Origin of the sequence: Streptomyces sp. SID11385, from assembly GCF_010548245.1 — a bacterium.
Taxonomy (GTDB): Bacteria; Actinomycetota; Actinomycetes; order Streptomycetales; family Streptomycetaceae; genus Streptomyces.
On record NZ_JAAGLR010000751.1, the window covers coordinates 1 to 19,966 of the forward strand.

23 protein-coding genes and 2 pseudogenes are annotated in these 19,966 nt (G+C 73.0%); 11 read left to right on the top strand and 14 right to left on the bottom strand.

All coding sequences use genetic code 11. From position 1 onward, the window contains the following. A pseudogene (locus tag G3I42_RS23100) lies at positions 1 to 401 on the top strand (hypothetical protein); the annotation flags it as partial. A gap of 220 nt (positions 402 to 621) precedes the next feature. Beyond that, positions 622 to 1,380, top strand: coding sequence for a DeoR/GlpR family DNA-binding transcription regulator (locus G3I42_RS23105; protein ID WP_164288894.1), 759 nt, complete (start codon positions 622 to 624; stop codon positions 1,378 to 1,380). A gap of 61 nt (positions 1,381 to 1,441) precedes the next feature. Here the strand turns inward: G3I42_RS23105 and G3I42_RS23110 are convergent, their stop codons facing one another. After that, positions 1,442 to 1,774 carry a hypothetical protein gene (locus G3I42_RS23110; protein WP_164288895.1) on the bottom strand — a complete coding sequence of 111 codons (333 nt, stop codon included), beginning with the start codon at positions 1,772 to 1,774 and terminating at the stop codon, positions 1,442 to 1,444. A gap of 310 nt (positions 1,775 to 2,084) precedes the next feature. On the opposite strand from G3I42_RS23110, the gene G3I42_RS23115 reads away from it, so the two are divergent. Genes G3I42_RS23115 through G3I42_RS23150 form a run of 8 tightly spaced genes read left to right on the top strand, consistent with a single transcriptional unit; the run spans position 2,085 to position 8,993 of the window. After that, positions 2,085 to 3,386 carry a sugar ABC transporter substrate-binding protein gene (locus G3I42_RS23115; RefSeq protein WP_164288897.1) on the top strand — a complete coding sequence of 434 codons (1,302 nt, stop codon included), beginning with the start codon at positions 2,085 to 2,087 and terminating at the stop codon, positions 3,384 to 3,386. 25 nt (positions 3,387 to 3,411) lie between these two features. Beyond that, a complete protein-coding gene (locus G3I42_RS23120; protein ID WP_164288899.1) occupies positions 3,412 to 4,365 on the top strand; it encodes a sugar ABC transporter permease in 954 nt (317 codons plus the stop codon). Between the two features lie 56 nt (positions 4,366 to 4,421). Then, the gene (locus G3I42_RS23125) at positions 4,422 to 5,279 is read left to right on the top strand and encodes a carbohydrate ABC transporter permease (RefSeq protein WP_164288901.1); all 858 of its coding nucleotides are present in this window, start codon (positions 4,422 to 4,424) and stop codon (positions 5,277 to 5,279) included. Continuing rightward, positions 5,276 to 6,292 (top strand): D-2-hydroxyacid dehydrogenase, encoded by a 1,017-nt coding sequence (locus tag G3I42_RS23130; RefSeq protein WP_164288903.1) that lies wholly within the window; start codon positions 5,276 to 5,278, stop codon positions 6,290 to 6,292. Before G3I42_RS23125 ends, G3I42_RS23130 begins: the two co-directional genes overlap by 4 nt. Continuing rightward, positions 6,282 to 7,055: a DeoR/GlpR family DNA-binding transcription regulator gene (locus G3I42_RS23135; protein ID WP_164288904.1), complete on the top strand. Its 774-nt coding sequence runs from the start codon at positions 6,282 to 6,284 to the stop codon at positions 7,053 to 7,055. The genes G3I42_RS23130 and G3I42_RS23135 overlap by 11 nt, the downstream gene beginning before the upstream one ends. Before the next feature lie 56 nt (positions 7,056 to 7,111). Next, complete coding sequence (locus G3I42_RS23140; RefSeq protein ID WP_164288906.1) at positions 7,112 to 7,954, top strand: class II fructose-bisphosphate aldolase; 843 nt, start codon at positions 7,112 to 7,114, stop codon at positions 7,952 to 7,954. A 50-nt stretch (positions 7,955 to 8,004) separates the two neighbouring features. Beyond that, positions 8,005 to 8,301, top strand: coding sequence for a hypothetical protein (locus tag G3I42_RS23145; protein ID WP_164288908.1), 297 nt, complete (start codon positions 8,005 to 8,007; stop codon positions 8,299 to 8,301). Continuing rightward, positions 8,298 to 8,993 (top strand): polysaccharide deacetylase family protein, encoded by a 696-nt coding sequence (locus G3I42_RS23150; RefSeq protein ID WP_164288910.1) that lies wholly within the window; start codon positions 8,298 to 8,300, stop codon positions 8,991 to 8,993. Before G3I42_RS23145 ends, G3I42_RS23150 begins: the two co-directional genes overlap by 4 nt. 57 nt (positions 8,994 to 9,050) lie before the next feature. On the opposite strand, the gene G3I42_RS23155 is transcribed toward G3I42_RS23150, so the two are convergent. From G3I42_RS23155 to rpmB, 3 genes are all read right to left on the bottom strand, one after another. Beyond that, complete coding sequence (locus G3I42_RS23155) at positions 9,051 to 10,085, bottom strand: polysaccharide deacetylase family protein (RefSeq protein WP_164288912.1); 1,035 nt, start codon at positions 10,083 to 10,085, stop codon at positions 9,051 to 9,053. A 182-nt stretch (positions 10,086 to 10,267) separates the two neighbouring features. Next, positions 10,268 to 10,573 carry a 30S ribosomal protein S14 gene (gene rpsN, locus G3I42_RS23160; RefSeq protein ID WP_164288914.1) on the bottom strand — a complete coding sequence of 102 codons (306 nt, stop codon included), beginning with the start codon at positions 10,571 to 10,573 and terminating at the stop codon, positions 10,268 to 10,270. Next, on the bottom strand, positions 10,573 to 10,809 hold the full coding sequence (gene rpmB / locus G3I42_RS23165; RefSeq protein WP_164288916.1) for a 50S ribosomal protein L28: 237 nt from the start codon (positions 10,807 to 10,809) through the stop codon (positions 10,573 to 10,575). The genes rpsN and rpmB overlap by 1 nt, the downstream gene beginning before the upstream one ends. A gap of 157 nt (positions 10,810 to 10,966) precedes the next feature. Between rpmB and G3I42_RS23170 the strand changes: the two genes are divergently transcribed. Further along, entirely contained in the window at positions 10,967 to 11,395 is a 429-nt protein-coding gene (locus G3I42_RS23170; RefSeq protein WP_164288918.1) for a transcriptional repressor, read from the top strand. Between the two features lie 86 nt (positions 11,396 to 11,481). Here the strand turns inward: G3I42_RS23170 and G3I42_RS23175 are convergent, their stop codons facing one another. From G3I42_RS23175 to G3I42_RS23220, 10 genes and pseudogenes are all read right to left on the bottom strand, one after another. Next, the gene (locus G3I42_RS23175) at positions 11,482 to 12,396 is read right to left on the bottom strand and encodes a metal ABC transporter permease (protein ID WP_164288920.1); all 915 of its coding nucleotides are present in this window, start codon (positions 12,394 to 12,396) and stop codon (positions 11,482 to 11,484) included. Further along, a complete protein-coding gene (locus G3I42_RS23180; RefSeq protein ID WP_164288922.1) occupies positions 12,393 to 13,304 on the bottom strand; it encodes an ABC transporter ATP-binding protein in 912 nt (303 codons plus the stop codon). The genes G3I42_RS23175 and G3I42_RS23180 overlap by 4 nt, the downstream gene beginning before the upstream one ends. A gap of 11 nt (positions 13,305 to 13,315) precedes the next feature. Continuing rightward, a complete protein-coding gene (locus tag G3I42_RS23185) occupies positions 13,316 to 14,275 on the bottom strand; it encodes a zinc ABC transporter substrate-binding protein (RefSeq protein ID WP_164288924.1) in 960 nt (319 codons plus the stop codon). A 156-nt stretch (positions 14,276 to 14,431) separates the two neighbouring features. Further along, positions 14,432 to 14,602, bottom strand: a complete 171-nt coding sequence (rpmF, locus tag G3I42_RS23190; RefSeq protein ID WP_164288925.1) for a 50S ribosomal protein L32 — start codon at positions 14,600 to 14,602, stop codon at positions 14,432 to 14,434. Positions 14,603 to 14,679: 77 nt separating this feature from the next. Then, positions 14,680 to 14,922: a 30S ribosomal protein S18 gene (rpsR, locus tag G3I42_RS23195; RefSeq protein WP_164288927.1), complete on the bottom strand. Its 243-nt coding sequence runs from the start codon at positions 14,920 to 14,922 to the stop codon at positions 14,680 to 14,682. 22 nt (positions 14,923 to 14,944) lie between these two features. Beyond that, the gene (locus tag G3I42_RS23200; protein WP_164288929.1) at positions 14,945 to 16,105 is read right to left on the bottom strand and encodes a GTP-binding protein; all 1,161 of its coding nucleotides are present in this window, start codon (positions 16,103 to 16,105) and stop codon (positions 14,945 to 14,947) included. Further along, on the bottom strand, positions 16,102 to 16,356 hold the full coding sequence (locus G3I42_RS23205) for a type B 50S ribosomal protein L31 (protein ID WP_164288931.1): 255 nt from the start codon (positions 16,354 to 16,356) through the stop codon (positions 16,102 to 16,104). Before G3I42_RS23205 ends, G3I42_RS23200 begins: the two co-directional genes overlap by 4 nt. 265 nt (positions 16,357 to 16,621) lie before the next feature. After that, positions 16,622 to 16,839 (bottom strand): annotated as a pseudogene (locus tag G3I42_RS23210) (hypothetical protein); the annotation flags it as partial. A 304-nt stretch (positions 16,840 to 17,143) separates the two neighbouring features. Beyond that, the gene (locus tag G3I42_RS23215) at positions 17,144 to 18,160 is read right to left on the bottom strand and encodes a hypothetical protein (RefSeq protein ID WP_343244636.1); all 1,017 of its coding nucleotides are present in this window, start codon (positions 18,158 to 18,160) and stop codon (positions 17,144 to 17,146) included. After that, positions 18,157 to 19,966: DEAD/DEAH box helicase (locus G3I42_RS23220; RefSeq protein ID WP_164288933.1), on the bottom strand; the 1,810-nt coding region annotated here is incomplete at its 5' end. The genes G3I42_RS23220 and G3I42_RS23215, both read right to left, overlap by 4 nt.

The following is a 19,966-nucleotide window of genomic DNA, read 5'->3' on the forward strand; positions in this document are numbered from 1 at the left end:
CGACCGACGCCCACGCGCCGGGCTTCGCGCGGGCGCTCCGCGACGCGGGCGGCCCCGACGGCTTCGCGGGCGCCCTCGTCTACACCCCGGCCCTCCCCGTGCCGCTCGCCGAGGAGCTGATCCGGGGCACCCGCGTGCTGATCCTGCCGAGCGCGTGGGCGGCGCCGGGCCCGGACGACGTGGCGCACTCCCCCGACGCCTCCGCCTGGACGCCCGCCGAGCTGCCACCCGGCCCGGCCGGTTCCCGGCGCCTCGTGCTCGGCTGGCACTCCGCCTCCGGCGTCACCCGCTGGCACACGCCCGAGGACATCTCGGCCGCCGCTCTCGCGCTCCTCGACGCCCCGGCCCCCGCGGACGCGGTCCTCGGCGAGGTGCGGCCCTGGTCGGCCCGCCCCGCCTGACGCGGTAACTCCCGCACCCGGCCACGGGATCACACGGGCAATACGGTGGCCCCCCGAGGCCGGAGGATTCGCCCGGCCCCCGCACGCCACCGGTCGGGCGGCCCACCGCCACAAGTAAGCTGTTTCCCTTGTGGCGGACGGCTACCTTCCTCCGTCGCGGGACGGCCGACGCGGGACGAGACCCCGCGCGGCCCCGGCCGAGGAGAGAAGAGACCAGGTCATGCTGGGCGCCGAGCGAAGGAAGAGGCTGCTCCACGTGGTGCGCGCGGAAGGCGTCGCGCACGTGGCCAAGCTCGCCGAGCGGCTCGATGTCAGTCCCTCCACGATCCGCAGGGACCTCTCCGCACTGGAGTCGCAGGGCCTGCTCAACCGGACGCACGGCGGCGCCGTGGCAGAAGTGGCGGGCTCCGTGGAGGCGGACCGCCCGCAGAGGAGCGGGTTCGCCCCCTGGGAGAAGCGCGCCCTGGCGAACGCCGCCGTGGAGCACATCGTCCCCGGCACGACGATCCTCATCACGGGCGGGACCACGACGGCCGCGATGGTGCCGCTGCTCGCGGGCGTGGACCGGCTGACGGTCGTCACCAACTCCCTGCACCTCGCGGGCGAACTCGCCCAGCACGAGGAGATCAGCACGGTGGTGCTCGGCGGCTACCTGCGGCACCGGGAGATGTCCCTGCTCGGGCACCTCACCCGCCAGGCGCTGGAGGAACTCCACGTCGACGAGGCCTTCGTGGGCGCCTACGGCATCACCGGCTCCGGGATAAGCGGCGCCCACGTGGACGAGGCCGAGACCGACCGCTGGCTGCTCTCGCGCGTACGGCGGATCACGGCGCTCGTCGACGGGTCGAAATTCGGCCGCTCGGGCCCGCTCCGCGTCGCTCCGGCCACGCAGCTCTCCCGCGTGATCACCGACTCCTCGGCGCCGGAGGAGGACGTACGGGAGCTGCGGGCGGCGGGCGTCGAGGTCATCAGGACCTGAGCGGCGCGCGCCGCTCAGCCGTACGCCGTGCGCTCCCGCGCCGCTCAGCCGTACGCCCCGCTCAGCCCCGGGCCGGCGGCGCGCCCGTCACCCACGTCACCCACACCTCGCCGGGCGGGACCTCCCAGCCCTCGGCGAGGGAGCGCGCCGCCGCCGCGAGTGCCGAAGCCGTGGCGTGCTCCCCCCGGTCGGAACCGTGCAGGACGGCGAGCGGCCACGCCGTGACCGGCCCGTCCCCGGTCGTCGTCACGACGGCCTCGCACAGGGTCGCCACCACGCCGGAGGGCGGGAGGCCGAGCGCGTCCGCCACAGCGGCGCAGAGCGAGGTCAGACGCGCGAGATCACGCGCGGGGTCGTCCGTCGCGCGGGGCGCGGTCACCTGGATCACCGGCATGAGTGGTCCTCCTGGGGAAGGGGGCGGCGGGACACCGCCCACGGCCGGTCACGTTCACGTCGTCGCAGGTGACGGGGCACAGGGACGGCAAGTGTCCGCATGAGGCTAAGGCGGCCCGTGTGCAGCGTCAAGGAAAAATGAGCAATAAAAATCAGAGCCTGATTGATATTGACCGGCCTTGGTCGCGCGGACTAGAAACAGACATCGAGGCGCCCTCTGGCCGGAACTTTGCCGCCACTTCGCCGGTGCCTCCCCCTCTCCCGTCCTCCCACCGCCGAGGACTACTTCACGAACCCCGAAGGAAGTGCCCATGGCAGTCGCCAGAAGAGTGGTGCTGGGCGCCGCCGTCGCCGGAGCCGGAGCCGTCGGCTTCGCCCGGCGCTCCGGCTTCTCGCCGTCCAACACGGGGGCGGGCGGGCCCGACACGCTCACGTTCTCCCTGTGGGGAAGTGACGCGGAGGTGGCCGCCTTCCGCTCCCTCGGGCGCGCCTTCGAGCGCCGCCACCGGGGCGTACGCGTGCAGATCCGCCTTGAGTCGTACGAGCAGATGTACGCGAACATGGACGCCCTGCTCGCGGGCGGCCGGGCCCCCGATCTCTTCCGCTGCGACTACGCGAACCTCGGGATGTACAGCGCGAGCGGTCAGCTCCTCGACCTGAGCCCCTATTTCTCCACGAAGGACCGCACGGGCTTCCTGCCCGCCCTGTGGGAGGCCGTGTGCCACGAAGGCCGCCCCTACGCGGTGCCGCACCACACCGACACCACGGCCGTCCTCTACCGCAAGGACATGTTCCGCGAGGCGGGCATCACGCACGTCCCCTCCTCGCTGGAAGAGGCGTGGACCTGGGACGAGTTCAGCGAGATCTGCGCGCGCCTGCGCAAGAAGCTGCACGGCGTCTACCCGTTCGTCTACGGCTGGCAGCAGGCCGGCGCCTACCGATGGCTCACCTGGCTGTGGGAGGCGGGCGGACAGATTCTCGACAAGAGCCTCACCGCCCCGGCCATCGAGTCCGCCGCCGGTCTGCGGGCCCTGCGCTTCACCCAGGACTTCTTCCGCGAGGGCTTCGTCCCGCCCAACAGCTCCGTCAAGAGCGCCGCCTACCCCGACTCGACCTTCACCGCCGGGACCGTGGCGATGAGCTTCGCGGGCGACTTCCTGCTGCCCACGATCGATCCGGCGCTGAAGAAGGAGCTGTACGGCGTCACCTACCAGCCGCGCGGCAGGCAGGCCGCGACCGACCTCGGCGGGAACGCCGTCGCGGCGACGCGGGACACCGACAATCCCGAACTCGCCGCCGCCTTCCTCAAGTTCCTCGTCGAGGAGGAGAACATGGCGCGCTTCTGCGAGCAGGGCGTCATGCTGCCCAGCCGCCGGACACTCCTCGACCGGCGTCTCGACTACGCCGTCCGGCCCGATCTCATGTCCACCTACGCGGAACAGGCGACCGCCCTCACCCCGGCGATGACCGCGCAGATCGCCGTCCCGTCCTTCGGCCGCATCAACACCGCCCTTCAGGACGAGCTGGAAGCCGCCTTCGTCAACCGGCAGCCGGCCGATGTCACCCTGCACCACATCGCCGAATCCACCCGCAAAGCCCTGGCCTCCGTCTAGGCCTCGCCCGCACCCTGGAGCCGCCATGGCCACCACAGCCTCGCCGCCGCGCGCCGTCCGCCCGCAGGCGTCCCCGAGCAACTCCCCCGCGCCGCGCCCGCGCCGGGCGGCCCGCTTCCGCGAGACGCTCGCCGCCTACTGCACGCTGGGACCGAACCTCGTCCTGGTCACCGTCTTCCTGCTGGTCCCGCTGGTCATGGCCGTCGTACTGAGCTTCCAGTACAGCACCGGCCTCGACTCGGCCACGTGGGCCGGTCTCGCCAACTACCGGCAGCTCGCGAGCGACCCGGTCTTCTGGCGCACCGTGCTCAACACCGGGGTCTTCTGCGTCGCCACCGTGCCCGTGGAGATGGCGATCGGGCTCGCGGTGGCCCTGCTCTTCAACAAGGTGATGCCCGCCCGGCCGCTGTGGCGCACCCTCGTCTACCTCCCCATGGTCATCTCCGGGGTCGCGACCGCGCTCATCGGCACCCTGATGTTCGACCAGAACATCGGCCTGCTCAACAAGCTCCTCACCACGCTCGGTCTGCCCGCCGCCCCCTGGCAGACCAGCGGCACCGCCGCGATGGCCTCCGTCGTCCTCATCACCTTGTGGATGCGGGCGGGCTTCAACATGGTCATCTACCTCGCGGGGCTCCAGGGCATCTCGCCGGAGATGTACGAGGCGGCGGACGTGGAAGGGGCCGGTTTCTGGCAGCGGTTGCGCCACATCACGATCCCGCTGCTCGGTCCCTCGACGTTCTTCCTGCTGATCATGAACGTCATCTACTCCTTCCAGGTCTTCGACACCGTGTACGTCATGACCCTCGGCGGGCCCGGCCACTCCACCGACGTGATGATCACCTACGCCTACCGCAACGGCTTCCAGGGCAGGCAGCAGGGCTACGCCGCCGCGATCGGCATCGTGCTGTACGTCATCGTCATGATCTTCACGGCACTCCAGTGGCGCTTCAGCAAGAACCGGGACACCGTCGGCTGACCCGCGTCCCGTCCCTCGCCCCCTCCCCCGACGCCATCGCCTCACGAAGGACGCCGATGTCCATCACCTCGACCCAGCAACCGCCCGTCGCGACCGGGCGCCGACGGGATCGCGCGCGCGTGGTGCGCGCGGTGGCCGCCGCCGTCATCGGGCTCGCCATGGCCCTCCCGCTGTTCTGGATGCTCCTCGTCGCCTTCTCGCCCCTCGCCGACCTGCACACCTCGCAGTTGCGGTGGTGGCCGAGCGCGCCGACGCTGGACAACTTCCGTCGCGTCTTCCGCCTGCCGGTGTGGACGTGGACGATGAACTCGACCGTCATCACGTGCCTCGTCGTGGTCATCACCGTCTCCAGCAACCTGCTCGCCGGCTACGCCTTCGCGAAGATGCGCTTCCGCGGCCGCAACCTGCTCTTCCTGCTCATGCTGAGCACCATGACCGTGCCGGTGCAGGTCCTCATGGTGCCGCAGTTCAAACTGGTCAGCGCCATGGGGCTGTTCGGCAGCTTCTGGGCGGTCATCATCCCCGCCTCCTCCACCGCCTTCGGGGTCTTCCTCGCCCGGCAGTTCATGCTCGGCATCCCGGACGAGGTCATCGAGGCGGCACGGATGGACGGCGCGGGGCGGCTGCGCACCTTCTTCGCCGTCGTCCTGCCCCTGTGCAAGCCGCTGATCGCCGTCCTGTCGCTGCTGACCTTCCTCAACCAGTGGAACGACTTCGCGTGGCCGCTGACCGTCCTCAAGGACGAGCGCCTGTTCACGCTCTCGGTCGGCATGCAGTTCGTCAACGGCCAGTACACCGCGGACTACGGCGCCATCATGGCGCTCGCCCTCATCTCCATCCTGCCCATGGTCGTCCTCTTCCTCTGCTTCCAGAAGTACTTCGTCCAGGGCTTCGCACGATCGGGAATCAAGTGAGCACTCCTGCCCCCGTCCACTACCTCAGCACCCTCGCCTTCCCGGACCGCTGGCTCGACGAACTGCGCGCCCGCCATCCCCGCCTGGAGGTGACCCAGATCCGGGCCGGCGCGCCCGAGGAGATACCCGGGGAGGTCTGGCGGCGCACCGAGATCCTGCACACCGGTTCCGTCTTCCCCCGCGCCGCCGCGGACGTCCCGCGGCTGGAGTGGATCCAGCTCGACACCTCCGGCGCCGACCACCTCAAGGGGACGAGCGTCTGGGACCTTCCCGTTCCGCTGACCACCATCGGCGGCATCTCCCCCGTGCCGATGGCCGAGTACGTGATGATGATGATCCTCGGGCTCGCGCACCGGCTGCCGCGCGCCGTGCAGGTGCAGAGCGCGGGGGTGTGGCCCTCGCTCGGTGAGCGCTGGAACACCCTCATGCCCCGCCGTCTGCGCGGCGCCACGGTCGGGATCGTCGGTTACGGCCGCATCGGCAAGGAGATCGGCCGCCTCGCCGGGCAGTTCGGCATGACCGTGCTCGGCCTCAAGCGGGAACGCGGCACGCGCGCCGGGGAGTTCTTCGGCGAGGCCGCGCAGGAGGCCGAGGCCGAGCTGTACACGCCGGACGAGTTGCACGCCTTCCTCGCCCGCTGCGACTACCTCGTCCTGACCTGCCCGCTCACCGAGGAGACGCGCGGGATGATCGACGCCGAGGCCGTCGCGCGCCTCAAGGAGGGCGCGATGGTCGTGAACGTCTCGCGCGGCGGCATCCTCGACGAGGAGGCGCTGCGCGCGGGGCTGCGTTCGGGGCGGGTCGCCGGGGCCGCCCTCGACGTCTTCGACGCGGAGCCGCTGCCCGCGGGCCACCCGTGGTGGGACGAACCGGGGGTGCTGCTGACCCCGCACGTGGCGGGCTTCGCACCCGACTACGAGGAGCAGACCCTGGAGCTCGTCAGCGCCAACGTCGGGCGTCACCTCGCCGGGCAGGACCTGCTCAACCTGGTGGACCGGGCCCGTGGGTACTGATTTCTTCCTCGCGCCCCAGCGCCGGCACGCGGTCCTGACCCGGCTGCGGCACCGCGGCACGGTCAACGTCCAGGAGTTGTCCGACCTGCTGCGCATCTCCCCCTCCACGGTCCGGCGCGACCTGCGCGAGCTGGAGGAGGAGGGGATGCTGCGCCGCGTCCACGGCGGGGCCACCGTGCTCGACGGGGCCTTCGAGCCCGACCAGCCGCAGCGGGCCGCGACGCAGTGGGAGGAGAAGGGCCGCATCGCCGAGGCCGCCCTGCCGCTCATCCGCGACCACAGCACGGTGCTCATCAGCGGCGGCACGACGACGGAGACCCTCGCCGCCCGGCTGGGCGAGCGCCGTGGGCTCACCGTCGTCACCAACGCCCTGCCGATCGCCCAGGTCCTCTCCGCGACGGCCGCCGTGGACGTCATCGTGCTCGGCGGGGTGCTGCGCCACCGGGAGCAGTCCCTGCTCGGGCACCTCGCCGAACGCGCGCTCGCCGAGCTCCAGATCGACCAGCTCTTCACCAGCTCCTTCGGCCTCGACGCGGAGACCGGGCTCACCGGCGCGCACGTGGACGAGGCCCAGACCGACCGGGCGCTGCTCGCCGCCGCGCGCGACATCGTCGTCCTCGCCGACGAGTCGAAGCTCGGCAGGCGGGGCCCGGTCCGCCTCGCGCGGCTGGACCAGGTGTCGACCCTCGTGACCGACGCGGGCGCCGCCCACCCGGTCTGCGCGGCACTCACGCGCCAGGGGAGCAAGGTCGTCGCGGCCTGAGCACCCCGGCACACCGCGCCCCGCGCCCGTCCTCCTCCCGCCCCGAACGGAGTCACATGCCTCTCGTCCCCACCGCCGCCCTCGTCTCGCACGCCGTGCGCACGACGTCCGCCGTCCTCGCCTTCAACGTCATCACCCTCGAACACGCCGAGGCGGTGGCGCGCGCCTGCGCCCGCACCGGCTCCCCCGCGCTGCTCGCCGTCAGCCACAACGCGGTGCGCTACCACCACGACGATCCCGCCCCCCTCCTCGCCGCCTGCGTCGCCGTCGCCGAACGGTGCGAGGCGCCGCTCGCTCTCCACCTGGACCACGTCGAGGACGAGGAACTGGCTCTGCGCGCGCCCGCGTTGGGCTGCGGCTCCGTCATGTTCGACGCCTCGCGGCTGCCGCACACCGAGAACGTGGCCCGCACGGCGGCCGTGGCCGAGCGCCTGCACGCGGACGACGTCTGGGTGGAGGCCGAACTGGGCGAGATAGGCGGCAAGGACGGTGTGCACTCGGCGACCGCGCGTACCGACCCCGCGGAGGCCGCGGAGTACGTACGCGCGACCGGCGTCGACGCCCTCGCGGTCGCCGTGGGCAGTTCGCACGCCATGACGAGCCGTACCGCCACGCTCGACCAGGACCTGATCTCCCGGCTGCGGCAGGCCGTCGACGTCCCCCTCGTCCTGCACGGCTCCTCGGGCGTGCCCGACAGCGCGCTCGTCGCCGCCGTCGCCGCCGGGATGCGGAAGATCAACTTCGGTACGCACCTGAACACGGCCTTCACCGGGGCCGTCCGCGCCGAACTGGCCGCACGCGAGGGCGTGGACCCGCGCCGTTACCTCGGGGCCGGACGCGAGGCCGTCACCGAGGCGGTCGCCGCGCTCCTGCGCCTGCTCGCCCCGGCCGGCCGGTGAACCGGCCGCTTCCCCCGACCGTCCCCCACGTACCCCCCAGGAGCCCGGCAGTGACCGATCCCGTACCCGACCCGAGTGCCTACCTCACCGCACTGCGCGCACGCGTGCTGGAGCGGGAGGGCATTCCCATGTTCCTCGCCCTTCAGGGGGCCGCTCCGCCACCGGCGGACGCCTCCCCCGAGGCGGAGGGCGCCGAGCTGGCGGACCTGCTCGGCCACTACCGCGCGGCTCTCGTCCCCGAGGCGGCCGACGACGCGGAAGCCGCTCTGATCGACGTGCTCCAGGTGATGGGCGCGGCACATCTCACCCCGCACGGCGGCGACGCCCGGAAGGAAGACGCCCGATGAACGACGCCCCCTCCCGCCTGCCGTCCTTCGCCGGGCAGGAACAGGCCCTGCGCTCCGGCCAGTACCTGCGCGTGGTCAACTACCACAACACCCCGCACGCGGACACGGACAAGATCCGGGGTGAACTGGAAGAACTGGCCCGCCACTTCGCCCCGGTCGACCTGGAGGATCTCGACCGCTTCCGCGCGACGGGCCGCTGGCACAAGGACCGTCCCGGCGTCATCCCCGTCTTCTACGAGGGCTACCGCAACAACGCGGAGGTGGCCGGGCCGCTCGCCGAGGAAGTGGGGCTCACCGCCTGGTTCTTCATCTGCACGGCCTTCCTCGACGTGCCGGTGGCCGAGCAGTACGACTACGCCAACGCGCACAACATCGACCTCGTGGCGGAGGACCGCGAGGGCGACCGGCTCGCGATGACGTGGGACGACGTCGCCGCGCTCAGCCGCCGGCACGTGGTGACCCCTCATACGGCCTCGCACGCGGAGGCGGCCGGGCTGCGCACCGACGAGGACCTCGAACGGGAGATCTTCGCGCCGAAGCGCCGTATGGACGAGGTGACCGGCCAGAGCGCGCCCGCCACCGCGTTCCTCTGGGGCACTCCCTTCGGCGCGCACTCCCGGGTGGACGAAGCACTCCGGGAGGCGGGCTACCGCTACCAGTTCGGGAACACGATGATCCAGTACCTGGGCTGAGCCGCGGGAATGTCCCGTGTGTGGGGGAGGCGGCCGGTGCCGCCTCCCCCACACGTGTCACCTCGGCAGCCGCTGCACCATGGTGTTGCCGAACACGTAGCGGTACCCGGACGCGGCGACGGCCCGGTCGGCCGCGGACTCGCCCGACCAGTTGGTGCCCTCCAGCCAGGCGGTGGCGGGGGCGCTGCCCCCGGTGACGGCGTCCATGAGCCGCTTCGGCTCGCTCACCTCACGCGCGATGTCCTCGGCGCCCAGGGTCGTCCGGGCGAGGGCGTGCGAGGCGGTGTGCGGGGTGACCACGTGCCCGCGCCGGTGGAGGTCCGCTATCTCCTCCCAGGTCATGGCGAGGCGCTCGCCCGGGCGGTTCTCGTCCACGAGCTTGATCCGGTGCGCCGGGGCGAAGTCGTACTGCTCGGCCACGGGGGTGTCGACGAACTGGGTGCACACGAAGAACCAGCCGATGACGCCGGCCTCCTCGCAGGCCGCCGCCGCGATCTCGTAGTTGTCGCGGTACCCCTCGTAGAAGACCGGCAGGAGTCCCGGGCGTCCGCCGGGCCAGCGGCCCGTCGTCACGAAGTGCTCCAGGTCGGCGACGCCGACGGTCGCGAAGTCCCGTGCGTAGCCGCGCAGTTCCTCGACCAGCTCGTCCTTCCAGCTGGCCGGGGTGTTGTGGTAGTTCACGAGCCGCAGATAGCGACCGGCGCGCAGGTCGGCGGCCGTGTCCGCCGCGCCGACCCGCGGCTGACCGGTCGGCAGCGTCCGCGCCGCGCCCGTGCCGCCGCTCCCGCCCGCCCTTCCCGGCCCCAGGTGCCGGTACGCGAGGGCCTGCAAGGCGGCGATCACCCCGGCCTCGCCGCCACCGGCCGCCGGGGCGAGCCGCGCGTGGAACTCGTCGAACTCGGCCGCGAGGAGGGGGTCGGCCCCGTCCTCCTCCGGCGCGGGCGCCACCGCCTCGGGCTCGTACCGCTGCCCCGCGTCGCGCAGCGATACGAGCATGGGCACCCCCCGCCGCCCCGCCACCAGCGCGAGGCTGGCTTCGAGGGCGGCTTCGGGCTCTTCGGGCGGGACGGACGGTGAATACGGCAGGGACATGGTGTGGGTCCTAGGTCAGGAGAAACGACCCCCACACTCTGCGCCCCCCGGGAGGAGTTGAGCAATAACGCTCAGCCTTTGCACGATATTGCTCACATCGAGCGGGCATTCCCCACGGCGGGCTCCCCCCACGGCAGGCGCCCCGCACGGCGGGCGTCCCCCACGGCGGGCGCGCTCGTTCCTCACCAGGAGGACTTGGTCACTCCCGGCAGGAAGCCCGCGTGGGCCTGCTCGCGGAAGCGGACGCGCGAGAGGCCGAACATGCGCAGATGGCCCCGGGGGCGGCCGTCCACGCTGTCGCGGTTGCGCATGCGGGTGGCACTCGCGTCGCGCGGCTGGCGGCGCAGCTCGCGCAGGGCGGCGCTCCTGTCGGCCTCGCCGGAGTCCGGGCGGCGCAGGATCTCCTTCAGCTCGGCCCTGCGGGCGGCGTGGCGCGCGACGATCTCGCGGCGCTTGTCGTTCTTGGCGATCTTGCTCTTCTTGGCCATCAGACGCGGACCCCCCGGGCACGGATACGGGCGACGGCGGCTTCGATGCCGAGGGCGTCGACGGTCTTGATCCCCTTGGCGCTCAGCACGAGCCGGACGTAGCGGCCCTCGCTGGGCAGCCAGTACCTCTTGCGCTGGATGTTCGGGTCGAAGCGGCGCGAGGTGCGGCGGTGCGAGTGGGACACCTTGTTGCCGAAAGCGGGTGCGCTTCCGGTGAGTTGGCAGTGTGCGGACATGAACCGGTCTCTCCTTCGCGGGGCACGGAGCCCCGTACGGTAATGAAAATCGTTGTCGTATGCTACCTCGCATGACGGCCGGAGCACGACGCCCGACCGCCGAAATCCCAGTCCGCGCGCACCTCGTGGGCGCTTCCGCGAGGGGAGGACGAGTTCTGTGTACGGAACATCGCGCCGGGAGACGCGCTCCACGCGCCAGCGCGCCGCGGTGCGCGAGGCGCTGCGCGGGGCGGACGGTTTCGTCTCCGCTCCGGCGCTCCACACCCTCCTCGCCGCCGGCGGGGCGGCGGTCGGGCTCACGACCGTCTACCGGACGCTGCGCCTGTTCGAGGAGACCGGCCGCGTCGACGTCACGCGCGACGGCTCCGGCGGTCGCCTCTACCGCTGGCGGCCCGCCGGGGAGCACCGGCACTACCTCGTCTGCCGCGGGTGCGGAGCGAGTCTCGCCGTGGACGCCGAGGTGGTCGAGCGGTGGGTGACCGAGGTGATGGAGGAGTCCGGCTACCGCGCCGTGGCGCACACCCTGGAGCTGAGCGGATGGTGCGCCGAGTGCCCGGAGGAACACGGGTCGGGGACCGCCGGCTGACGGAGGCGCGGCAGTTCGTGGACCCTGCCTCTGCCGCGCGCACGCCTCGGGCCGCCGGACACGTCGTCCGGCGGCCCGAGGCGCTTTCAGCCGTTCCCGCGGGGGCTCGTGGCCGTCCCGGCGCGCGGCGGGGCGGGGGCGGGAGCGCGCCGCTCGGCTCCGGTGCGCAGGCGGGCGCCGAGGCGGCAGCCCACGTAGATCGCGAAGGAGAGCGTCGTGACGTACGGGCTGATGGGGACGCTGCTGCCGAGGGCGAGGAGGATGCCCCCCTCGACGGACAGGACGGCGAAGGCGACGCTGAGGAGGGGAAGCAGGACGGGCGAGCTGGTGATCCTGGCGGCGGCGGCCGCGGGCGTGACGATGAGGGTCAGGACCAGCAGGGCGCCCACCACCTGCACCGACAGCGCGACGGCGAGGCCCAGGATCAGCATGAAGGCCAGGGAGAGGGAGCGGACCGGCAGGCCGCGCGCCTCGGCCACCTCGGGGTCGGTGCTCGCGAAGGTGAGCGGGCGCCAGACGACGGCGAGGGCGAGCAGGACGACGGCCGAGGTGCCGAGCAGCCACGCCGTCTGCGGGGTGTCCACCGCGACGATCTGTCCGGTCAGGAGCCCGAACTTGTTCGCGGCGCGGCCCTTGTAGAGCGCGAGGAAGAGGACGCCGAGGCCGAGGCCGAACGGCATGAGGATGCCGATCGCGGAATTCCGGTCCTTGGCGCGCGCGCCCAGGACGCCGATGACCCCCGCCGCGACGAGTGAGCCGAGCAGGGAACCGGCGACGACGTTGACGCCCAGCAGCAGGGCCGCCGAGGCCCCCGCGAAGGACAGCTCGCTGATGCCGTGGACCGCGAAGGGCAGGTCGCGCAGGAGGACGAAGACGCCCACGAGCCCGCCGACGAGGCCGAGGGCCGCCCCGACGATCAGTGAGTTGCGGACGAGGCCGAGGAGTTCCCCGTAGTTGTCGTAGGCGAAGAGCTGGTGCCAGACGCCGTCGGCGAGGTTCATCGGCGGACTCCGTGGTGCGGGTGCGGTTCCCCGGGGTGGTGGGCCGGTTCCTCGTAGGCGCCCGCGACCACGACCCGGCCCCCGATCCGTACGACGTCGACGTGCGTGCCGTACAGGCGCGAGAGGGACGCGGTGGTGAGGACGTCCTCGGGGGTGCCGGTGCGGTGCGCGCCGGGCGCGAGGTAGAGGACGCGGTCCACGAGGTCGAGGACGGGGTTGATCTCGTGGGTGACGAAGACGATCCCGGTGCCGTGCGAGCGGCGGCGGGCGTCGATGAGTTCGGTGACGGCCCGCTGGTGGTGCGGGTCGAGCGAGACGAGCGGCTCGTCGCAGAGCAGGAGGCGCGGGTCGGTGGCGAGTGCCTGCGCGACCCGTACCCGCTGGCGTTCCCCGCCGGAGAGTTCGCCGAGGGGGGCGTTCGCGTAGGCTGCGGCCCCGACGGAGGCGAGGAGTTCGTCCACGCGCTCGCGATCCGCCCGGCGGGAGCGGCGCGGGCCGAAGCGGTGGCCGTCGAGCCCGAAGCGGACGAGGTCGCGGGCGCGGACCGGGGTCTGGGCGGAGAGGCTCGCCTGCTGGGGGATGTAGCCGACGTGCCGGTTGGCGCGGTGCGCGGGCCCGCCGAGGACGGTCAGCGTCCCCGCGGAGAGCGGCTGCCGGCCGAGCAGCGCCCGCAGCAGGCTCGTCTTGCCCGCGCCGTTGGGGCCGAGCACGGCGAGGAACTCCCCTGGACGGACGTCGAGTTCGAGGTCCTGCCAGACAGTGCGCCGACCGTGGGCGACGGCGCCGCCGCGCATGCTGAGCAGCGCGGCGGCGGCGGCCCCGGCGGCACGGCTTCCGGGCGTCTCGGCGGACTGCTCGCCCGCACCCGTGCCCGTCGCCTCGGTGCCGTCGCGGGGTTGTGGGATCATCGCGGTCCCGCTCACTTGCCGAGCGCGTCGGCGAGGGAGTCAATGGTCGCGCCCATCCACGTGAGGTAGTCCTCGCCCTTCGGCAGGGTCTCCGTCACGGGCACCTCGGGCACTCCGGCGCTCTTCGCCGCGTCGGCGACCTTCTCCGTCTGCGGCCCGGAGGTCTGGGAGTTGTAGACGAGCGCCGCGACCTTCTTGTCCTGGTAGAGCGCGAGGGTGTCCCGGAGCACCTTCGGGGAGACGTCGTCGCCCTCCTCGATGGCCTCGCTGAAGTCCTCGGGCGTCTTGTTGACGAGCCCGGCGGCCTCGGTCATGTAGAGGGGTACGGGCTCGGTGATGCCGATCGCCTCGCCGCCGTGCGCCTTCTTGAGGGCGGCCTCCTTGTCCTCCAGCGGCTTCAGGGCCGCCTTGAACTTCTCGGCGTTGGCCTGGAAGGCGTCCGCGTCGGCGGGGGCGGCCTTGCCGAGTGCGGCGGCGATCCGGTCGGCGAGCTTGGCGACGGTCGGCAGGTCGTACCAGACGTGCTCGTTGAGTTCGCCGCCCTCGGGAGCGGTCTTGCCGGAGATCTTCACCGCGTTGAGCACGTCGGCGGAGGAGTTGCCCGCGCTCTTGAGCATGCGGTCCATGAAGTCGTCGTAGCCGCCGCCGTTCTCGACGACGAGCGCGGCCTTGGAGAGCACGAGCTGGTTGCGGGTGTCGGCCTCGTAGGAGTGCGGGTCCTGGTCCGGGTCGGAGATGAAGGAGGTGACCTCGACCTTGTCGCCACCGACGCTCTTGACGATGTCGCCGTAGACGTTGGTGGAGGCCGCGACGGTCACGGGGGCGGAGGAGCCGCCCGAGGCGGCGGGCTTCGCGCTGTCCTTGCCCTCGGAGGAGGTGCCGGAGCCGGACGAGTTCCCGCACGCGGCGACGGCGAGAAGGGACGCGCCGGATATGAGGACGGCGAGGGAGCGTGAGGGGGTGATGCGCACAGGTATCTCCAGAACGGGTGGCGGAAGTGATGACGAACGGCGCCGCCTCGGGGGCGGCAGCCGCTCGTCACGCTATATGAAAATGAATGTCACTACGACCTTGGATGCCGTCCGTAATGACTTTCGTTTCCAAAAATTGATCCTCGGCCGCCCCGCTCACGCCTCGGGGCGCAGCAGGCCGCGCCGGTAGGCCGCCGCGAGGTGCTGGGGAACGCGGTGGGCGACTCCGTGCACGGTGACGGTGACGAGCTTCGGGGCGCTCGCTTTCCACTGCGCCCTGCGGTGCCGGGTGCGGGCGCGGGAGGTCTTGCGCTTGGGGACGGCCATGGGGCTGCCTTTCTGGTGCGGGGGTGCGGGAACGGGGAGGTGGTGGCGCTGGAACGGGCGGCGCGCGGGGCCGCGGCTCAGCGGCCGCCGTACGGGAGGAGCGCCATCTCCCGGGCGTTCTTGATCGCGGTGGCGAGCCGCCGCTGCTGCCGGACGCTCATCCGGGTGACGCGGCGGGCGCGGATCTTGCCGCGGTCGGAGAGGAACTTCCGCAGCAGGTCGGTGTCCTTGTAGTCGATGTACGTGATCCCCGCGGCGTCCAGCGGATTGGGGCGCGAAGTGCGGTGGTCACGGCGGCGGTCGGTGGTGGTGCGGGGCACGGGGGAACTCCTTGGTGCGGGGTCAGTGGACGGGGTCGAGGAACTGGTCGAACGCGGCGGGGAACTCCTTCCACGCCTCCGTGCCGCGTGCCATCTCGGCGTCGGTCAGGACGCAGGAGGCGAGGACGGCGGCGATTGCCTCGCGGTCGAGGTCCGGCGAGGTGAAGACGAGGTGCTGCTCGCGGTCACCGTGCTCGGGGTCCCAGTCGAGCGCGGCGGCGGCCCGGCGCAGCGGGGGTACGAGTTCCCAGGCCGCCTCCGGCAGTCCGCGCAGCCAGGGACCGGCCGCCTCCACGCACAGGGCGCCGCCGGCCGCGTCCCAGTGCAGGAGCGTGTCGGGCCGGTCGGCGAGCCAGAAGCGGCCCCGGCTGCGTACCGCCGCGCAGCACAGCTCCTCCAGCGCCTCGTAGAGGCGCCCGGGGTGGAAGGGGCGGCGGTGGCGCCAGACGAGCGTGCCGATCCCGGCCTCGAGCGCGTCCCGCGGGAGAAAGGCCGTCGCGGGGTGCTGCGCGGCCGCCGCCGCCTCGATGTCGAAGCCGGCGCGCAGCAGGCCGGGCAGTTCGGGGGAACCGAGCGGCAGACGCCGCGCGGTGGGGTTCAGCTGGGCGAGCAGCGCGAGGTCGTCCGGGGCGCACTCCTCGTCCTGACCGGCGAGGACGAGGAGGCCCGGGTACTCCAGTTGCCGCGCGAAGGTGTCCCCGATGGTGCGCTCGTCGCTCGGCGCGGCGGCGAGACCGGCCTCGGCGAGTTCGTCCCCGTTGCCGAGGCAGGCCAGCACGAGGGCGGGGTCGACGGCGGTCAGCACGTTGCCGAGCCGGAGCAGTTCCCCCGCGTGCGCGACGACGACCTCGGCCATCGCGCGCGGCTCGACGGAGTCCCAGAGTTCGACGACGGCCAGGCGCGTGGACCCGTCGCGTGCCAGCCGCCGCAGCTCGGGGACCAGGTCCTCGCGCAACGCGCAGCACGCGCAGTCGTTGACGAGCGGCGTCTCGCCGGTCGCGCGCGTGCCCGAGGCGTCGCGCACCTCGCGTACGACCGCTCCCGAGGCGGCGTCGCGCAGGTCGTGGTGGAGCACGACACTGCCGGGCACCACGCGCAGCAGGTGGGCGACCGTCCGCGCCCGCGCCTCGGCGTGGATGCCCGCCACGAGCACCACGGGCAGCGGGGCCTCCCGCGGCCTCATCGGCGGGCCCCTCGCCCGTAGCGCCGCTCGAAACGCTCGACCCGCCCGGCGGCGTCCACGACCCGCGCGGTGCCGGTGTAGAAGGGGTGGCTCGCGGAGGAGATCTCGACGTCGACCACCGGGTAGGTGCGGCCGTCCTCCCACTCGACGGTCCGTTCGCTCGTCATGGTGGAACGGGTCAGAAAGGCGAATCCCGCCGCCCGGTCGCGGAAGACGACGGGGCCGTACGGGGGGTGGATACCGGTTTTCATCGCAGTCCTTCGTGCTTGCTGAGGCCCTGCCGGGCCGCCGCGAGGCCAGGTACGGCGCGGCACGGAAGCAGCATACGACAATGGTTTTCATTACAGAAAGCGGTGGCCGTGCGAACGAGGGGGCGGCGCGCAGGTCCACCTGCCGTCGGGCGTTCGCTTGTTCGGGCTCCAGATCACTCTTAGCGTTTCGTAGTCACGCAAACACAATGAGCGAGGACAGTTGGGCGAGAGGAGCCGATATGCGCGGATCGCCGGTGGCACTCGCCGCCGCGACGCTCTTCGCCGTGGGGGCGGGGTGGCAGCCGAGTGCGCCGCACGAACGCGGCTCGGGCAGGCGGGCGCCGTCCGTGGTGAACGTCGTACGGGTGTCCGTGGTCACATCGCGGTGCCGAGCGGGGACGGCGGTCGCACCTTCGCCATGGCCGTCGCGGTCTCGCGGCAGTCCGCGCGCGGGCTGCCGCCCGTCAGGGCGGTGAACGTGACGCGTGAGGCGCCCGTGCCGACGGCGGGAACCACCCCCAACGCCCCCATGGCGTCCGCCGCCTCAGTCCCCGAGGAGTTCGGCGAGTGCCAGGGCGGGGTCGTGCGTGGGGGGTCCCGCGGGCCACCAGGTGCCGGAGCGGTCGCGGTAGGGGTACCAGCGCGCGTCCCGGCCGTAGCGGAGCTGGAGGCCCCGCGGCGCGAGCGTCCAGTGGTTACCGGTGACGACGGGGGCGGGAAAGTCCTCGTCCTCCCAGCCGGTCGCGAGGGACGTGCGGGCCCGGGCGACGGCGGGCGCGTCGGGCTGTCAGGTCTCTTCGAGGACCGTCAGCCCCTCGGCTCCGCCCCACCGCCATGCCTCGGCCGCCCGGTCCAGTGCGTCCGGCCGCCCGCAGGTCTCCCGCAGCCGCGCCGGCACGCGGGGATCGGGGTGGGTCGCGGCGATCCGTACGGTGTCCCGCCACCGGTCGAGCGGCGGGGGCGGCTCGGCGGCCGTCCCCAGGACGTACGCGTACAACTCGGTGGCGCGTGCGGCGGCGTCGGCCACCAGCCGCTCCAGCGGGTCCGCCTCGATGCCGGTGACCGGCTCGGTGGTGTTCTCGGCGGGTTCGGGCAGGGGCGGGAGCGCCGGGAGGGGGACGCGTGGGAGGGCGTACGCCTCTGCGGGCGGCGTCCCCTCGGGGTCGGGAACGGCGTCCGGTTCCGTCTCGTCCGCGGCCGGCTCGTCCCCGGTCAGCGCGCGCAGGAAGAGGACGGACCGCAGTTCCTCCAGGGCCGTCGTCCAGCCCCGGCCGCGTACGAGGAGCAGCAGCCGCGGGTCCTCGTCGAGCAGCCACGAGAACTGCCACGCCAGGGCGACCGCGTGCGCGCACGGATGCTCCGGAGCGTCGCAGCCGCAGGCGGCGTCCAGTTCGCCGTACCCGGGCAGCAGGGCGAAACGGGCGTCCTCCGCCGCCTCCAGGAGTTCCGGCGGCAACTCCCCCGCGAGCAGCGCCGCCGTCCCGGCCGGGCGGTCGGCGACCCGCTCCCACAGGGCGTCCCACCGTTCGTCGTCCTGTTCCGGGAGCGCGAGGGCCACGGTGTACGGCTCGTCCGCGTCCTCGTACACCTGGGCCGCGAGGTGTCCAGGACCGGCCGTCAGGGGGCCGAGGCGGCCCGAGCGGGCGATCGTCCGTCCCTGCTTGAGCGACGCGCCGACGGGCCAGCCGTCCTCCACCGCCGCCATCCAGTCCCTGGCCCACCGGGACCGGCCGCGGGCCGCGCCGCTCTTCTGCGGCGGGAAGGCGGCGAAACCCCGTGGCCGGTCGTCGGGTCGCTCGCTCATCGCACGCTCCTCAGGGCCACCAGGCTCGCCAGTTCGTCGTTCCCGAGCCGGCTCAGTGCCCGCTCGCCGCTGCCGAGTACCGCGTCGGCCAGTTCCCGCTTGGCGTCCATCAGCGACGCGATCCGGTCCTCGATCGTGCCCTCCGCGATGAGCCGGTGCACCTGCACGGGCCGCGTCTGCCCGATGCGGTGGGCCCGGTCGGTCGCCTGTGCCTCGACGGCCGGGTTCCACCAGCGGTCGTAGTGCACGACGTGGTCGGCCCTGGTCAGGTTGAGGCCCGTGCCCGCCGCCTTGAGCGACAGCAGGAAGACCGGCACCTCGCCGTCCTGGAAGCGGCGCACCAGCTCCTCGCGCCGGGCCACCGGCGTGCCCCCGTGCAGCAGTTGAGCCGCGATGCCGCGCTCCCGCAGGTGCCGTTCGAGAAGCCGGGCCATCGTGACGTACTGGGTGAAGACCAGCGCGGCGCCGTCCGCCGCCAGGATCGTGTCGAGCAGTTCGTCGAGCAGGGCCAGTTTGCCGGAGCGACCGGACAGCGTCGGCTCCGTCTCCTTGAGGAACTGTGCGGGGTGGTTGCAGATCTGCTTGAGCCCGGTGAGCAGCCGGAGGACCAGTCCACCGCGGGCGATTCCGGTGGCCGAGCGGATCTCGGCCATCGTGGTCCGCACCTGCTCCTCGTAGAGGCCGCTCTGCTCAGCGGTCAGCGACACGGGGTGATCGGTCTCGGTCTTGGGCGGCAGCTCGGGGGCCACGCCCGGGTCGGACTTGCGGCGGCGCAGCAGGAAGGGCCGGACGAGGTGGGCGAGGCGCTCGGCGGTGGCGCCGGGTCCCCCGCCCGGGGCCGCGGCGGAACGCTCGGCCTCGATGGGGGCGATCCAGCGGCGCCGGAAACGGGCCTGGGTGCCGAGCAGACCGGGCGAGGTCCAGTCGAGGAGGGCCCACAACTCGGAGAGGCCGTTCTCCACGGGTGTCCCGGTGAGTGCGATGCGCGCGGCGGCGGGGATCAGCCGCAGCGCCCGGGCCGTGGCGGACGACGCGTTCTTCACGTGCTGGGCCTCGTCGGCGACGAGCAGCCCCCAGCGGTGCGCGCCGAGCCGCTCCGCGTCCAGGCGCATCGTCCCGTACGTGGTCAGCACGAAGCCGTCGTCCGCGCCCTCGACGCCGCGTCCGGCGCCGTGGAAGCGGCGCACGGCGGTGCCGGGGGCGAACCTGCGGATCTCCCGCTCCCAGTTGCCGAGCAACGAGGCGGGACACACGACGAGGGTGGGGCCGCGGGTGCCCTGGTGCTCCTGGCGGTGGAGGTGGAGCGCGATGAGCTGGACCGTCTTGCCGAGGCCCATGTCGTCGGCGAGGCAGCCGCCGAGGCCGAGCGAGGTCATCCGCACGAGCCAGTCGAGGCCGCGCAGTTGGTACGCGCGCAGACGTGCCGCGAGCGCGGCGGGCTGCTCGACTGCCGTGTCGCCCGCGGGGGCGGTCAGGAGCGTGCGCAGGGCGGCGAGCCAGGGGCCGTCGGCGACGGGCACCTGTGCGCGGCCGATCTCCGCGTACCCGGTGAGGGCGACCGCGAGCGCCTCCACGGCGGTGAGCGGCGGCAGCGCGCGGTCCCGGGCCTTCCGGGCGAGTTCGGGGCCGAGGAACACCTGGTCGCCGCGGAGGCGTACCACCGGGCGTCCCGCGTCGGCGACGGCCGCCGCCTCCTCGTCGGTGAGCGGATCGCCGTCGAGGTGGAGTTGCCAGCGCAGGTCCACGGTGCCGTCGTCGCCGAGGAAGGCGCGCATGTCGGCGGGCGGGGTCCGGTCGCGGCCCACG